This window comes from Caproicibacter sp. BJN0012, assembly GCF_035986805.1.
Taxonomy (GTDB): Bacteria; Bacillota; Clostridia; order Oscillospirales; family Acutalibacteraceae; genus Caproicibacter.
This window is the reverse complement of the sequence record NZ_CP142518.1, coordinates 1,873,903-1,888,561: the sequence shown is the minus strand read 5'-3', so window position 1 is coordinate 1,888,561 and position 14,659 is coordinate 1,873,903. Positions and strand designations below refer to the sequence as shown.

The window sequence follows — 14,659 nt, the reverse complement described above, 5'->3', positions numbered from 1 at the left end:
TTGCGGCGGAAAATTCCGCCGTTATTTTTTGCCCATTTTCTGATATTTCTCGACGATTAAATTCGCGCATTTATAGATATCGCCGCCGCCGAGGGTCAAGATCAGGTCGCCGTCCCTTGCGTTCTCGATCATATAGCCGGCGATCTCATCGAACGTCTTAAACCAGACGCAGCCGGGGATTTTTGCGGCAAGGTCCTTCGCGTAGATGTTATACGTGTTCGTCTCCCGGACGGCAAGAATTTCGGAGAGGACGACCCGGTCGGCAATCCGCAGCACTTTTGCGAAATCGTCCAGCAAAAGAAAGGTTCTGGAATAGGTATGCGGCTGAAAAACCGCCCATACCCGGGAAAAGCCCATCTGCTTTGCCGCGGTCAGTGTGGCTGCTATTTCGGTCGGATGGTGTGCAAAATCATCCGCAACCGTCACGCCGCCGAATTCGCCCAGGCGTTCAAACCGGCGGTGAACACCGGTAAATCGATGGAGGTTTTCCGCGATGTCCTGAGCGTCGACGCCCAGATCGTCCGCCGCTGCAAAGGCGGCCAAAGCGTTGTAGATATTGTGCTTTCCCGGAACGCTCAGATCGACTTCAGCCAGTTTCCTGCCGCGATAGAAGACGCTGAACTGTTCACGCGCCCGCAGGGAATCGCGGATTTCGTCCGCATAGTAATCATTTTCTTTCCCAAAGCCATACGTGACAATCTTCGGTCCGCTGACTCCCTCGACCGCCTTTCTGGCGTTTTCATTGTCCCCGTTTACGATAATCAACCGGGATGTCTGTTCGGCAAACTGATGGAAGGAACGGATGGTGTTTTCCACCGTGCCGAAATAGTCGAGGTGGTCGTTGTCGATGTTCAGAATAATGGAAACCGCAGGGTGGAGCTGCAGAAACGTATCCACATATTCGCAGGCTTCACAGACAATGGTATCGGAACGTCCCACGCGGCCGTTGCCGCCGATCAGCGGCAGCTTTCCGCCGATAATTGCGGAGGGGTCTTTCCCCGCTCCCAGCAGGACCTGGGTGATCATGGCGGTCGTCGTCGTTTTGCCGTGGGTGCCGGAAACCGCCACCGCGTTTTTGTAGCGCTGCGTCACCATGCCGAGCATGACGGAGCGCTCCACCGTAGGGATGTTTCTTTCGCGTGCCGCCACCAGTTCCGGATTATCCTGTTTCACGGCGGCGGTATAAACCACCAGCTCCGCTTCGCCGATATTTTCGGCCCTTTGCCCCATAAAAACAGGAATGCCGTAAGAACGGACCCGCTCGAGAGTATCCGATTCGCTGATGTCGGAACCGGTCAGCTCATATCCTTTATGAAACAGAATTTCCGCGATCGGGCACATCCCCGAACCGCCTATTCCAATAAAATGTATTTTTTTAATTTTTGACAGGATGTCGTCAAATTCCATCAGTTATGCTCCTTACCGTCGTTTTTGCGAAGAGATTGCCTCAATAAATATATTGCCAAACATATTTATAATAATCATCTTTTGGAAGATATGCAACAGAAAATATATTTTTATGCTTCTCCGCTGAAATCACACAGCGGAGAAGCTCTCCATATTATGAGGGAAAAACAATAACGGAGGTTTTCATATGGCGGTCGGCTGGAGTTTTGGGATTCTGGGCGGTGACGGACGGCAGATCGCGATGGCGGAGTCCATCGCTTCGGATGGATATCCGGTCGCTGTTTTTGGATTTGACGACGTCGATTTTACCGGAAAGATCAAAAAGGCTGATTTGGAAGAAACCATAAATAGCTATGAAAACGTCGTTCTTCCTCTGCCGGTTACAAAGGACGGGGTCCACTTGAAAATGGACTACAGCGGGGAACAGGTTGTTCTGGACGACGGGTTTGCAAAGCTGCTGCTTGAAAAACGGGTGTTCGGGGGAAAAATGGAACAGCTTTTTCAGACGAGCAGGCTGTGGGAAGCGATTCGTACCCACGATTTCAGCCTGTGGGAGGAATTTGCCGTAAGGAACGCGGTCCCGACGGCGGAAGGAGCGATCCGGATCGCGATCGGGGAATATGCCGGCACGCTGAACGGCAGCCGGTGCCTTGTGGCGGGCTTCGGACGGATCGGAAAGGTGCTTGCCTGGATGCTGAGAGGAATCGGCGCCAATGTGACCGTCAGCGCGAGAAAGGCGCAGGATCTTGCCTGGATCCGGTCCTACGGATATTCCGCCGTGCTGACGGAAAAAGCCGGGGAAATAGAGTGCGACATGATCTTCAACACGGTGCCCGCACCGGTTTTCAGCCGTCCCGTGCTGGCAAAGATGCAGAACCGCCCTCTGATCATAGACCTTGCCTCCCTGCCCGGAGGCGTTGACCGGCAGGCGGCGGAGGAACTGGGAATCCCGGTCGTTCAGGCACTGAATCTTCCCGGTAAGGTGGCGCCGAAGGCGGCGGGAGAAATCATCAAAGAAACCATCTATCACATTTTGAAGGAGTGACGGCGCTGTGAACGAGCTCACATTCGGATTCGCCATGTGTGGATCCTATTGCACATTTGATACCGTGCTGGACGAGATGAGAAAAATTGCTGCCAAAGGGTATCGGCTTCTGCCGATCATGTCGGAAAACGCATCTTCCACCGACACGCGTTTCGGGAGGGCGAAGGATTTCGTCTGGCAGGTCAGCGATATCTGCGGCAGAGACGTTATTACCAGCATTGTGGGTTCAGAACCGATCGGCCCGAAAAAGCTCGCGGACCTGATGATCGTCGCGCCGTGCACCGGCAATACCCTCGCGAAACTGGCGAACGGCATCACGGACACTTCGGTTACGATGGCTGTAAAGTCGTGCCTGAGAATCGGCATTCCGATTGTTCTGGCCCCCGCCACCAATGACGCGCTGGCGGTTTCCGCGCAGAACCTCGGAAGACTGATGAATGCGAAACATATTTATTTCGTGCCCATGCAGCAGGATAATCCGGAAGAAAAGCCAAATTCTGTGGTCGCGGATTTCAGTTTGATTCTGCCCGCCGCCCTGGCGGCACTGAAAGGAGAACAGCTTCAGCCGGTTTGGGAAAGGGGAAAGTAGAATCACCGCTTGAAATTTAATTTAAAAATTGTTATGATGGAAAAGAAATGGAAGTGAAACCGATGCGCTACTGCCCAAGATGCCAGATCCTTGTCAAAACAGGGGCTGCATGTCCGTCTTGCGGAAACAGAAAGCTCCGCGAGGTTGAGGCAAACGACCCTGTTTTGCTCTATACGGCGGATGAAACGAAATGCGGCATGATCCGCGCTGCGTTTGATGAGGGCGGCATTCCGCATGAAGAGCGGATGTGTGGGCCCGGTGCGCCGCCTTCCATTTTGTATGGGAAGATGCCGAACTCGCTTTATCACATTTTTGTGCCATACGGAGAAGTGGAACGCTGTGAGGAAATTCTTAAGGGAATCGGAGCATTGGACGAGAGTGGATCCGCACAGAAGGTCGCTTTTGAAAATCAGGCGGAAGAGGAACCTGATTTAACGGCCATGAGCCGTTGGAAGCGCACCTTTGTGCGCATTGTGTCCGCTGCTGCTTTTTTAATCCTCGTTTGGGCCGTAGTGACGATGGCGGATCGTTTGATCGATTTTTTAAAGTCGGCATTCCACTGATAAAACCAACCATTTAAATGAATCGAAACAAAGGAGTTTGGAAAGAATGGGACATCATATTGACACCGACTGCATCCATGCGGGATACGAACCGAAGAACGGAGAATCGAGAGTCCTCCCGATCGTTCAAAGCACGACTTTCAAGTATGACAGCGCGGAAACTCTCGGTGCGATTTTCGACCTGAAAGAGGACGGCTTTTTTTATACCAGAATCAGCAATCCTACCGTTGATGCCGTGGAAAAGAAAATCGCCGTGCTGGAAGGCGGCGTCGGTGCGCTGATGACCTCTGCGGGCCAGGCCGCCTCCCTGATCTCCGTTCTGAACGTCTGTCATGCGGGCGACCATTTTGTTGCATGCAGCGCGATTTACGGCGGGACCTTCAATCTCTTCAATAAGACGATGCGTGAAATGGGAATCGAATGCACTTTCGTCTCCGCGGAATGTACGGAAGAAGAACTGAATGCGGCGTTCCGGGAAAATACGCGCTGTGTGTTCGCAGAGACGCTGTCCAATCCCTCTCTTGTCGTAACGGATCTGGAGCTTTTCGCAAAAGTTGCTCACGCGCACGGCGTTCCGCTCATTGTGGACAACACGTTCCCGACTCCCGTCAACTGCCACCCGTTTCAGTTCGGGGCTGATATTGTCGTGCATTCCACCACGAAGTATATGGACGGCCATGCGTTGCAGGTCGGCGGCGTGATTGTCGACAGCGGAAACTTCAATTGGGAAAACGGGAAATTCCCGATGCTGACCGAGCCTGACGAATCCTACCACGGCACGGTCTATACGAAGGATTTTGGGAAAAGCGCTTACATTGTGAAAGCGCGCGTCCACCTGATGCGCGACCTTGGGGCGCAGTCCGCTCCCATGAATGCATTCCTGCTGAATGTGGGGCTCGAAACGCTCGCGCTGCGAATGGAGCGTCATTGTTCCAATGCTTTGGCGGTCGCGAAATTTCTGGAGAGCAGCAATCAAATAGAATGGGTCAATTACCCCGGACTGGAAAGCAGCAAATACCACGCTCTTGCGATGAAATATATGCCCCACGGAACCTGCGGTGTCATCTCCTTCGGGGTGAAAGGCGGCAGGGAGGCGGCGGCGAAGTTTATGGAAAATCTGAAACTTGCTTCCATCGTCATTCACGTTGCGGATCTGCGCACCTGCGTGCTGCATCCCGCAAGCACAACTCACCGTCAGCTGAATGACGAGCAGCTGAAAGCCGCCGGGATCAGCCCGAGTATGATCCGCATGTCCGTCGGCATCGAAAATATAGAAGATATCCTCGACGATATCCGCGGCTCACTGGAAAAAATGTGACCCGCGCAGACGATTGATAAAAATTGCCCCCCGGCAGCCAACCGGGAGGCAATTTTATCAGCTGCTCTGGCCTGTTTTCAGTTTCCCTCTTGCGGCGAACAGCAGATCTCCGCGTTCTGAAAGCAGGATGGCAAGAAAAATCATCAGAAAACCGCCGAAAGAACGCAGGGTCAGAGATTCATGCAGAAAAATAATCCCGCAGATGGTGCCGAACACCGATTCCAGGGACATGATCAAGGAAGCTTTGGACGGCGGTGTGTATTTTTGACAGATCGTCTGAAGCACCGTCGTCAGCATGGTCCCGACTACTCCGAGATAAAGAAGGGAAAAGACCGACTGCGTCGGCAGAGCGGTTGGAAAATTCTCTGTGAAAAGCGCGAACGGCAGTGCTAAAATTGTGGTCGCGACCGCCTGTGTGATGCAAAGCAGTATAGGGTCGCTTTTTTCGGTTAGAATACTGATGGTTACAATCTGCATGGCGAAAAACAGTCCGCAGACGAGAGAAAGCAGGTCTCCCGGATTGATGGAGAAGCCGCTTTGGACGGAAAGAAGGCCGACTCCCGCCATGCATAAAAAGGCGGAAATAAGATGGAAAAGGCGCGGTTTCTGTTTCTTGACAGCCCAGTATAAAAACGGTACAATGACACAATAAACCGCGGTAAGAAATGCATTTTTTCCCGCGGTTGTGTATTTTACGCCAATCGTCTGAAATTCGTATGCGACGAAGTTCTGAAGACCGATCAGCAATCCCCATTTGACGTGTGATATCCGGATCTCTTTTAAACGCCGAAAAAAGAAAAGGCAGAGAAAAACAGCCGCAGTGCCGAACCGAAAAACAATAATCGCCGCGGGTCCAATGGTGTCCGTTGCATTTTTCACAACGACAAAACTGCTTCCCCAGATCATGGTGACCAAAACAATTCCCAATTCGGCAGCGACCGACCGATTCCGCAGGATTTTCAAGACAACACCTCTATCCCAGTCTGATAAAAAAACATTATAGCACCGTTTTCCGCAATCGACAAGACAGAACAGAGCCGTTCGTTTTCTATCCTGTAAATTTTAATGGAATCCTATCGAATCATTCTTTTCTATGTTGTTGAATTGTGGTATAATTATTTTTGTTTCACCGAATCTGTTTTGGAGATGAAATCTAACATGACAGGAATTGAACAGCGGGCTGTTTGCAGCGGCGTGAATTTCAGCGGCATTCGTGACGATCGTTTTAAAACAATCCGCATGTCCGTTCATTTTTTATGGCCTCTTGCAAAAGAAACCGTTTCCGCGCATTCGATTTTACCATTTCTACTAAGCCGCGCGAGCAGAAAATATCCCGATTATACAAAATTGAATGAACACCTTGCGGAACTGTACGGCGCCGTGTTGGACGCAAATGTGCAAAAGCTCGGAGACGTCCAGGTCCTGTCCATATCCGCATCCGGCATCGCCGACCGGTATTCCTTAAAGGGAGAACGTGTTTCCGCGGAGCTTGCAAAGCTGCTTTGCAGTATCGTTTTCGATCCTCCGTTTGAAAACGGCCTTTTTTCTGTTCAGGGTTTTAACCAGGAAAAAAGACAGCTGATCGAAATGCTGGATTCTGAATTCAACGATAAACGCATGTACGCCAAACTGAAATGCGAAGAGCTGATGTGTTCAAAGGAGCCCTACGGGATCGGCCGCTGCGGGACTCGTCAGCAGCTTCAGGGTCTGAAGCTTGAGGAACTCACTCCGGCGTGGGAAAATCTGATCCACCGTTCCAGAGCGGAAATCATGGTGCTTGGAGATTGTGACCCGGAACCCGTTTATCGGGATTTTTACGCGGCGTTTCAGAATCTTGCCCGGACAGACCCCGTCGAGTGCCCGAACAAAGTTGTTCCGTCCGCACAGAAGGTGGCTGAATCCGCTGAAAAGATGGATGTGGTGCAGTCCAAGCTGGTGATGGGTTTCCGCACCGCCTGCGCGGAACCGTCGGCCGAAGTTCCTGCCATGAAGCTGCTCAACGCTCTTTTTGGCGGAACCCCGAGTTCCAAACTGTTTCTGAATGTCAGGGAAAAGCTGAGCCTCTGCTATTACTGCAGTTCGACGTTCAATCCGATGAAGGGCATCATGCTGGTCCAAAGCGGCGTGGAAACAAAAAATATTGACCGCGCGAAGCAGGAGATCCTTCATCAGCTGAAAGAAGTTCAAGACGGCAATTTCGACGAAGAGGAACTGTCCGCCGCCAAACTGAGCCTCTGCAACAGTTACCGGACCCTCTCCGATTCTCTCGACGGACTGGAAGCGTGGTATCTTTCCCAGACGTTCCGTCCGGAAGTCAAAAAGCCGGAGGAGGAAGCGGGACTGGTCGGCAGTGTGACGAGGGAACAGGTCGTGGAGGCGGCGAGGAAAATCACTTTGGATACGGTTTATCGCCTGGAAGGAAGCGGGGTGGAAGCCTGATGGATTGGCTGAAAAAAGTAACAAGCGAACGCACGGGAGACTATTATTTTACAGGGAAACACTCCTCCGGGCTGATGGTAACGGTCTATCCGAAGGAAAAGAATAATTCGACTTATGCGATCTTCGGAACGAAATACGGATCGATCGACAACTGCTTTAAAACAAAGGATGAAAGCGAACCTCATCGGGTTCCGGCGGGCATCGCCCATTATCTGGAACATAAGCTGTTTGAAAGCGAGGACGGCGACGCCTTTGAGCGCTTTGCGAAAACCGGCGCGTCGGCAAACGCTTATACGTCGTTTGATATGACGTGCTATTTGTTTTCGTGCACGGAAAGCGTTTACGAATCCCTTGAAATCCTGCTTGATTTTGTCCAGTCGCCTTATTTTACGGAGCAGACCGTGCAGAAGGAGCAGGGGATCATCGGTCAGGAAATCAAAATGTATGACGACGACCCCCAGTGGAGGGTCCTTTTCAACCTTCTGGAAGCGCTTTACCAGAAGCATCCGGTCAGGCTGGATATCGCCGGCACGGTGAAAAGCATTGCGCAGATCACGCCGGAACTGCTGTATCAGTGCTATCATACGTTTTATAACCTGAATAATATGGCTCTGTGCATTGCGGGGAATGTTCAGCCGGACCGGGTTGCGGAGCTCTGCGATAAAATGCTCAAGCCTTCTAAACCCGTCCAGATCGACCGCATTTTTGAAGAGGAACCGAACCATATTATAAAAGCCCGGGTGGAACAGAAGCTTTCCGTCGCGGTGCCGCTTTTTGAGCTAGGCTTTAAAGAGCTCAACGTCGGACAAAGGCCCTCGACGAAACAGGTTGCGGAAACCGAGATTTTACTGGAAGCGCTGTCATCCAGTGCGACGCCTCTGTTTCGCCGTCTGCTGGATGCGGATTTGATTAACGAAGCCTCTTTCGGCAATGAATATTTTGAAGGGCCCGGCTATGCCTCCGTCATTTTCTCAGGAGAATCCAAGGACCCTGAGCGGGTTGCGCGGGAAATCAAACAGGAAATAGAAAACGTGCGGAAAAACGGTTTTGACCGGCAGATGCTCGAACGTGCCAAAAAGTCGGTTTACGGGAAAAACATTGCTTCGCTCAATCATGTCGGCAGCATTGCGAATTCCCTTGTTTCGCTCGCTTTTTCCGGACGTGAGTTATTTGAATACATTGACGCGGTAGCGGAAGCGGATATGGATTCCATCTTGGCCAGGCTGGAGGATCAACTGCGGCCGGAGCTCTCTTCTTTGTCCGTCGTATTGCCAAACCAGTAAGGAAACGGATACCGGCGGAGCTTTCCACGCTGAGGCCCGGCGGAACTGAGAGCTTAAAAGCTGTATTGCGTGGAGAAATGGTGGTGCGAGATGTATCATGTTCAATTCCCGGGGCTGGGGATCAATATTACCCTGAATCCCATTGCCTTCAAGATCGGGAGCCACCCGATCGCCTGGTATGGGATTATCATTGCAGCCGGATTCCTGTTGGCATTTCTATATGCGATGGCAAGCTGCAAAAAATTGAGGGTCGATCCTGATCGTTTTGTCGACGTCGTCATGGTCGGAATCATTTTCGGCGTCATCGGGGCGCGGCTTTATTACGTCCTCTTTGACGCAAGCGACCAATACCTCAAAAACCCGGTCAGCATTCTATATATCTGGAACGGCGGCCTTGGCATCTACGGCGGCATTATCGGCGGGCTGCTGTCCGGTTCGCTGATGGCCAGATTTCGGAAACTCAGCGTTCCGGCGGTCCTGGATCTCGCATCCCTTGGATTTTTGATCGGACAATCCATCGGCCGGTGGGGCAACTTTGTCAATCAGGAGGCTTTTGGCACGGGAACCAGCCTTCCCTGGAGGATGGTCAGTGAAAACACCGACCTCGTCTCCGCGGGAGGGGTACATCCCTGCTTTCTTTACGAGTCTCTCTGGTGCCTGTTCGGCTTTCTCCTGCTACATATCGTCAGCAGAAAATACAGAAGATACGATGGACAGGTTTTCCTTCTTTATATTCTCTGGTACGGCGTGGGGCGTTTCTTTATCGAGGGACTCCGGACCGACAGCCTCATCACCCCGGTCGTTCCTCTCAGGGTATCCCAGGTTGTTGCGGTTGTCGCGGTGATCGCTTCTGTCGCGCTTCTGATCGTTTTCCGGAACAGAACGGTTCTGACCGGCTGCGGATCGCGCAAAATCATGGAACTCAATTCCATTGTCGATGAAGTCAAACCGGAAGAAATCGACGAAAGCTATACCGACGACGGGACCAGCACAATTTTTGCTTCCGCCGACGAGGCCAAAACCATTATTGAAGGAGAAACGGAGGGCATTGATGAAACTCACAACGGCGAAGCGAATGAAAAACCGGCGGCAGAAAATCGTGAGGAACCGGATTCTTCCATCGAAGTGAAGCCGGAAGGGAAGGAGGAAACAGGCAATGACAAAGCTGATTGACGGAAAAGCGATTTCCGCGGAAATCAAAGCCGAAGTTGCGCTTGAGGTCCAGGAGTTGAAACAGAAGGGAATTGTCCCCGGTCTTGCCGTGGTTTTGGTCGGCAGCGATCCCGCTTCCCAGACCTATGTGAATCTAAAAGAGAAAGCCTGTGCGGCGGTGGGCATTTACTCTGAAAAATATGCTTTGTCGGAAAGCACCCACCAGGATGAGCTTTTTGAATTGGTGAACCGGCTGAACCATAAAAAAGAAATTCATGGAATTCTTGTTCAGCTTCCGCTGCCTGACGGACTGGATGAAGAATCTGTCATCGAGGCAATCGACCCCTGGAAGGATGTGGATGCGTTTCATCCTTCCAATGTTGGACGGATCATGGTGGGCAATTACCGTTTTCTTCCCTGCACTCCGGCGGGGATCATGGAGCTGCTGCACCGGGAGAAGATACCGGTCGGGGGAAAAAATTGCGTTGTCGTGGGACGCAGCAACATCGTCGGCAAGCCGATGGCTATGCTGCTGATGCATGAGAATGGCACCGTCACCATCTGTCACAGCAAGACAAAAGACCTTGGTGAAGTCTGCCGAAGGGCGGATATTTTGGTTGCGGCCGTCGGAAAGCCGAAATTCATCACGGCCGACATGGTCAAGCCGGGCGCCTGCGTGATCGACGTGGGCATGGACCGCGACGAAAACGGCAAACTGTGCGGAGACGTTGATTTTGAGCCCGTCAGCAAGCTGGCGTCTTACCTTACTCCGGTTCCGGGAGGAGTTGGCCCCATGACGATCGCCATGCTTCTGAGAAACACTCTGACCGCGGCGAAAATCCAAAACGCGATTCCGGACCAGAAGAAAGTCCGCTGATTCTATGGGCAGCCTGTTAAAATCAATTTCCTCCCCGACAGATCTGCAGCGGCTTGCGCCCGGCCAGCTGAAGCAGTTGTGCGACGAGATTCGGGAACAAATCATCCAAACGGTTTCCACGAACGGAGGGCACCTGGCTTCGAACCTTGGGGTTGTCGAACTGACCGTCGCCCTGCATCGGGTTTTTCATTCTCCGGAGGATAAAATCGTCTGGGATGTGGGGCATCAGTCGTATACGCACAAAATGTTGACGGGCAGATTTGACCGCATTGGGACCATTCGGACGCACGGGGGGATCTCGGGCTTTCCAAACCGCATGGAAAGTCCTCACGATCCGTTTACATCCGGGCACAGCAGTACTTCCATCTCGGCTGCCCTTGGAATTTTCAAAGCCAAGGAACTGAAGGGTGAACCGGGTCATGTGGTCGCCGTCATTGGAGACGGCGCCCTGACCGGCGGTCTTGCTTATGAAGGGATGAATAATGCGGGCCGCCTTCATAAGAATTTTATCGTCGTTTTAAATGACAACAAGATGTCTATTTCCCGCAACGTTGGCTCCATGGCCCGCTATCTGGCGCGCATCCGCACCAAGCCCTCTTACTTTAAAATCAAGGGAAATATTGAGAATATCCTGGATCATATTCCCGGAGTCGGCAAGCCGTTCCGGCACGCGCTGACCAAATCGAAATCTGTTCTCAAGCAGCTTTTATATAACAGCACGATCTTTGAGGACATGGGCTTTTACTACTACGGCCCGTTTGACGGTCATGACACGGAAAAACTGATCGAAGTATTCAATAACGTAAAAAGCATACAGCACCCAGTCCTCATTCATGTTCTGACACGCAAAGGAAAGGGCTATGCATTTGCCGAGGAAAATCCCAAAGCTTTTCACGGGATCTCCTCTTTTGATGTGAAAACGGGAAAACCGGTCAAATCGGCCGGAAGTTTTTCTTCGGTATTCGGAAATAAATTGTGTTCTCTCGCGTCGGAGGACGAAAGGATCTGTGCCATTACCGCCGCCATGCAGGAAGGCACCGGGCTGAAGGATTTTTCCGAAAAGTTTCCGGAACGCTTTTTTGATACCGGAATCGCCGAGGAACATGCCGTCACTTTCGCCGGAGGGCTTGCCTGCGGCGGGATGCTTCCCGTCTTTGCGGTGTATTCCTCTTTTTTGCAACGGGGATATGACCAGGTGATCCACGACGTCGCACTGCAAAGAGTTAAAATTGTTCTGGCGGTCGACCGGGCGGGAATCGTCGGCGAAGACGGCGAGACGCATCAGGGGATTTTCGACACCGCTTTTCTTAAAACGGTTCCCGGCATCACGATCTATTCCCCTTCTTATTACGATGAGCTTCAGAACTGTCTCCATCAGGCACTCTATGACTGTGACGGGCTGGCGGCGGTGCGCTATCCAAGGGGAGAACAGCTTTTCCGCCCGTTTGACTTTCACGGCAGCCGCGAGGCTTTTGACCTTTACGGAGAAGAGTCTGCCGATATCGTTCTTGTCACCTATGGAAGACTGTTTTCCAATGCATGTCAGGCATTGACTTACCTCAGGGAAAAGGGGCTGAACATCCGAATTCTGAAGTTAAACCGCATTTTCCCGATTGATCCCGAAGCAATCCGCTGTGTATTAAATGCCAGGACCATTTTCTTCTTTGAAGAAGGCATTGCACAGGGCGGCATCGGGGAATGTTTCGCCTATCTTCTCAGCCAAGCTTCTTTTGCCGGCAAATTTTACCTCCGTGCGATCAACGGTTTCGTCATGCACGAAACGATGGCCCAGGCTTTGGCACAGCTTGGACTCAGCGCCGGGGGTATTGCCGAATTGATTGCATCGGAGTGCTCGAATTGATTCAGAAAAAAAGACTGGACTGCCTGATTTTTGACCGGGGACTCATGGAGAGCAGGGAAAAAGCCAAAGCGGTCATTATGGCGGGCCAGGTTTATGTTGAGGGACAAAAGCAGGATAAACCCGGTACCTTGCTTCCAGTGGAAGTTCAGATTGAGGTGAGGGGAGACCGGCTTCCCTATGTAAGCCGCGGGGGGCTCAAGCTGGAAAAAGCGCTTGCCGCGTTTCCTATTGACCTGAGGGGAAAAGTTACGATGGATATCGGGGCTTCCACCGGCGGATTTACGGACTGTATGCTTCAGAACGGAGCGAAAAAAGTTTATTCCATCGATGTCGGTTACGGTCAGCTTGCCTGGAAACTGCGAATTGATCCCCGTGTCGTCAGCTTGGAGAGGACGAATGTTCGCTACTTGACGAACGAGCAGGTGCCGGAGCCGATCGGATTTTTCAGTGTGGATGTCTCCTTTATTTCTCTGCGCCTGGTGCTGCCTGTAGCGCGTCGCTTTTTATCCGGGAACGGACAGGCCGTCTGCCTGATCAAGCCCCAGTTTGAGGCGGGGCGTGAAAACGTTGGAAAGAAAGGCGTCGTCCGAGACAAGAGAATTCATACTCAGGTGATTAACAATATCATAGGTTTTGTTCTGGAGAATGGTTTTTCTGTCCTTGGGTTGACATATTCCCCGGTCAAGGGGCCGGAGGGGAATATAGAATACCTTTTATATCTTCAGAAATCTGACTGCCCCGTGTCTGTCGCGCCGGATATTGACGCGTTGGTGAAAGAGTCCCATTTGCGGCTGAATGGCGGTGAAACGGATTGAAGGCTGCGGTGATTCCAAATCTGAGCCGAAACCATGCGGTGTATTACACGCGCAGACTGATTCAGAAGCTGCGAAAGCTTGAAATTAAGGTCTTGATGAAGGCCGAGTTCCGGCCGTCGTTTCCGGGCGAGGAAATTTTGCTTTTTTCCAACACAGCGGAAATGATCCAGGCCTGTGATATTATTATTGCCGTAGGCGGGGACGGAACGATTATCCACTGTGCCCGTAGCGCCGCGACTGCTCAAAAGCCGATTCTAGGCATCAATACCGGAAGGCTGGGCTATATTGCAGGACTGGAAACCAACGAGATGGACCGCCTGGAAAAGCTGACAAGCGGAGATTATACGATTGAAGACCGGATGATGCTGGAAGTCCGGGTCGATCAGGAGGAAAAATCCAAAATATTTACCGCTTTCAACGACGCCGTCATCGCGAGAGGAACGCTTTCGCGGATTCTCGATTTCAAAGTCCGGCTGGATGACACCAAAGTGTGCGATTACCGAGCCGACGGGCTGATTTTTTCCACGCCGACCGGTTCCACCGCGTACTCGCTTTCCGCAGGCGGTCCGATCATTGATCCTCAGATGAACTGTATTCTTCTTTCTCCCATCTGCCCTCATTCTCTGCTCAGCAGGCCGGTGGTTTTCGGGCCGGACGCAAAGCTGAGCGTTCGGGCACATTCTGATTATGAAAGCGAAATTATTCTTACGATCGACGGTGAAATCTTTTTAAAAATTCCGGACGGAACCCGAATCGAATTTTCCAGATCTTCCGGCACCGTTAAAATATTAAAGCTGAAGAATAATAATTTTTATGAGATTGTAACCGATAAACTTGGAGAGAGGAGAATCGGACCATGAAGGAACGACGGCACGCCAAAATACTGGAGCTGATTGGGAAATATTCCATTGATACACAGGAGGAACTGCTCCGCCGTCTGCGTGAAGAGGGGTATGAAGTGACTCAGGCGACCGTTTCCCGTGACATCAAGGAGCTTCGTCTGATCAAGACCCTGACCGCGAGCGGCAAATACAAATATACGGTGGGGCAGGACGAGACAAAGGATTACACCACAAAATTCTATTCTCTGTTTTCCGATTCCGCCCTTTCCGTCGACTACGCGCAGAATATGGTCGCGGTCAAGTGCCTGACCGGAATGGCAAATGCGGTGTGCGCCGCGATGGATGCTCTTCAATGGGAAAATATTGTGGGAACGCTGTCAGGCGACGACACGATTTTTATCTTGACCAGGGATGATAGTTCCGCGGAAAGGTTGTCTTCAGAACTGAAAAAATTTGTCAGGTGATTGC

Annotated in this window: 14 protein-coding genes; 12 read left to right on the top strand and 2 right to left on the bottom strand. The window is 51.7% G+C overall.

Translation table 11 applies throughout. The annotated features are described in order from the left end of the window. Positions 1-21 precede the first annotated feature (21 nt). Complete coding sequence (gene murC, locus VA597_RS09125) at positions 22-1,407, bottom strand: UDP-N-acetylmuramate--L-alanine ligase (RefSeq protein ID WP_128742464.1); 1,386 nt, start codon at positions 1,405-1,407, stop codon at positions 22-24. 187 nt (positions 1,408-1,594) lie between these two features. Between murC and VA597_RS09120 the strand changes: the two genes are divergently transcribed. The 4 genes from VA597_RS09120 to VA597_RS09105 are packed head-to-tail and all read left to right on the top strand — an operon-like array spanning position 1,595 to position 4,922. Beyond that, complete coding sequence (locus VA597_RS09120) at positions 1,595-2,452, top strand: dipicolinate synthase subunit DpsA (protein ID WP_128742463.1); 858 nt, start codon at positions 1,595-1,597, stop codon at positions 2,450-2,452. A 7-nt stretch (positions 2,453-2,459) separates the two neighbouring features. Continuing rightward, a complete protein-coding gene (locus tag VA597_RS09115; protein ID WP_128742462.1) occupies positions 2,460-3,041 on the top strand; it encodes a dipicolinate synthase subunit B in 582 nt (193 codons plus the stop codon). Between the two features lie 47 nt (positions 3,042-3,088). After that, complete coding sequence (locus VA597_RS09110) at positions 3,089-3,604, top strand: hypothetical protein (protein WP_128742461.1); 516 nt, start codon at positions 3,089-3,091, stop codon at positions 3,602-3,604. Positions 3,605-3,650: 46 nt separating this feature from the next. Continuing rightward, complete coding sequence (locus VA597_RS09105; RefSeq protein ID WP_326974494.1) at positions 3,651-4,922, top strand: O-acetylhomoserine aminocarboxypropyltransferase/cysteine synthase family protein; 1,272 nt, start codon at positions 3,651-3,653, stop codon at positions 4,920-4,922. 57 nt (positions 4,923-4,979) lie between these two features. On the opposite strand, the gene VA597_RS09100 is transcribed toward VA597_RS09105, so the two are convergent. Continuing rightward, entirely contained in the window at positions 4,980-5,885 is a 906-nt protein-coding gene (locus tag VA597_RS09100; RefSeq protein WP_326974493.1) for a DMT family transporter, read from the bottom strand. Positions 5,886-6,080: 195 nt separating this feature from the next. Between VA597_RS09100 and yfmF the strand changes: the two genes are divergently transcribed. The 8 genes from yfmF to VA597_RS09060 all read left to right on the top strand — a co-directional run bounded on the left by yfmF (position 6,081) and on the right by VA597_RS09060 (position 14,655). After that, entirely contained in the window at positions 6,081-7,361 is a 1,281-nt protein-coding gene (gene yfmF / locus VA597_RS09095; RefSeq protein WP_326974492.1) for an EF-P 5-aminopentanol modification-associated protein YfmF, read from the top strand. Then, on the top strand, positions 7,361-8,644 hold the full coding sequence (gene yfmH, locus VA597_RS09090) for an EF-P 5-aminopentanol modification-associated protein YfmH (protein WP_128742457.1): 1,284 nt from the start codon (positions 7,361-7,363) through the stop codon (positions 8,642-8,644). The genes yfmF and yfmH overlap by 1 nt, the downstream gene beginning before the upstream one ends. Before the next feature lie 90 nt (positions 8,645-8,734). Beyond that, positions 8,735-9,817 (top strand): prolipoprotein diacylglyceryl transferase, encoded by a 1,083-nt coding sequence (gene lgt / locus VA597_RS09085; protein ID WP_128742456.1) that lies wholly within the window; start codon positions 8,735-8,737, stop codon positions 9,815-9,817. After that, positions 9,801-10,673 carry a bifunctional methylenetetrahydrofolate dehydrogenase/methenyltetrahydrofolate cyclohydrolase FolD gene (folD, locus tag VA597_RS09080; RefSeq protein ID WP_128742455.1) on the top strand — a complete coding sequence of 291 codons (873 nt, stop codon included), beginning with the start codon at positions 9,801-9,803 and terminating at the stop codon, positions 10,671-10,673. The genes lgt and folD overlap by 17 nt, the downstream gene beginning before the upstream one ends. Before the next feature lie 4 nt (positions 10,674-10,677). Further along, positions 10,678-12,534 (top strand): 1-deoxy-D-xylulose-5-phosphate synthase, encoded by a 1,857-nt coding sequence (gene dxs / locus VA597_RS09075; RefSeq protein ID WP_128742454.1) that lies wholly within the window; start codon positions 10,678-10,680, stop codon positions 12,532-12,534. Then, entirely contained in the window at positions 12,531-13,349 is an 819-nt protein-coding gene (locus VA597_RS09070; protein ID WP_128742453.1) for a TlyA family RNA methyltransferase, read from the top strand. Before dxs ends, VA597_RS09070 begins: the two co-directional genes overlap by 4 nt. Further along, positions 13,346-14,209, top strand: a complete 864-nt coding sequence (locus tag VA597_RS09065; protein ID WP_128742452.1) for an NAD(+)/NADH kinase — start codon at positions 13,346-13,348, stop codon at positions 14,207-14,209. The genes VA597_RS09070 and VA597_RS09065 overlap by 4 nt, the downstream gene beginning before the upstream one ends. Beyond that, entirely contained in the window at positions 14,206-14,655 is a 450-nt protein-coding gene (locus VA597_RS09060; RefSeq protein WP_128742451.1) for an arginine repressor, read from the top strand. The genes VA597_RS09065 and VA597_RS09060 overlap by 4 nt, the downstream gene beginning before the upstream one ends. Positions 14,656-14,659: the final 4 nt, after the last annotated feature.

Bases quoted from the DNA above. Each gene is read 5' to 3' on its own strand.
- murC (WP_128742464.1), bottom strand. From the start codon at position 1,407: ATGGAATTTGACGACATCCTGTCAAAAATTAAAAAAATACATTTTATT.
- VA597_RS09120 (WP_128742463.1), top strand. From the start codon at position 1,595: ATGGCGGTCGGCTGGAGTTTTGGGATTCTGGGCGGTGACGGACGGCAG.
- VA597_RS09110 (WP_128742461.1), top strand. From the start codon at position 3,089: ATGGAAGTGAAACCGATGCGCTACTGCCCAAGATGCCAGATCCTTGTC.
- VA597_RS09105 (WP_326974494.1), top strand. From the start codon at position 3,651: ATGGGACATCATATTGACACCGACTGCATCCATGCGGGATACGAACCG.
- yfmF (WP_326974492.1), top strand. From the start codon at position 6,081: ATGACAGGAATTGAACAGCGGGCTGTTTGCAGCGGCGTGAATTTCAGC.
- yfmH (WP_128742457.1), top strand. From the start codon at position 7,361: ATGGATTGGCTGAAAAAAGTAACAAGCGAACGCACGGGAGACTATTAT.
- lgt (WP_128742456.1), top strand. From the start codon at position 8,735: ATGTATCATGTTCAATTCCCGGGGCTGGGGATCAATATTACCCTGAAT.
- folD (WP_128742455.1), top strand. From the start codon at position 9,801: ATGACAAAGCTGATTGACGGAAAAGCGATTTCCGCGGAAATCAAAGCC.
- dxs (WP_128742454.1), top strand. From the start codon at position 10,678: ATGGGCAGCCTGTTAAAATCAATTTCCTCCCCGACAGATCTGCAGCGG.
- VA597_RS09060 (WP_128742451.1), top strand. From the start codon at position 14,206: ATGAAGGAACGACGGCACGCCAAAATACTGGAGCTGATTGGGAAATAT.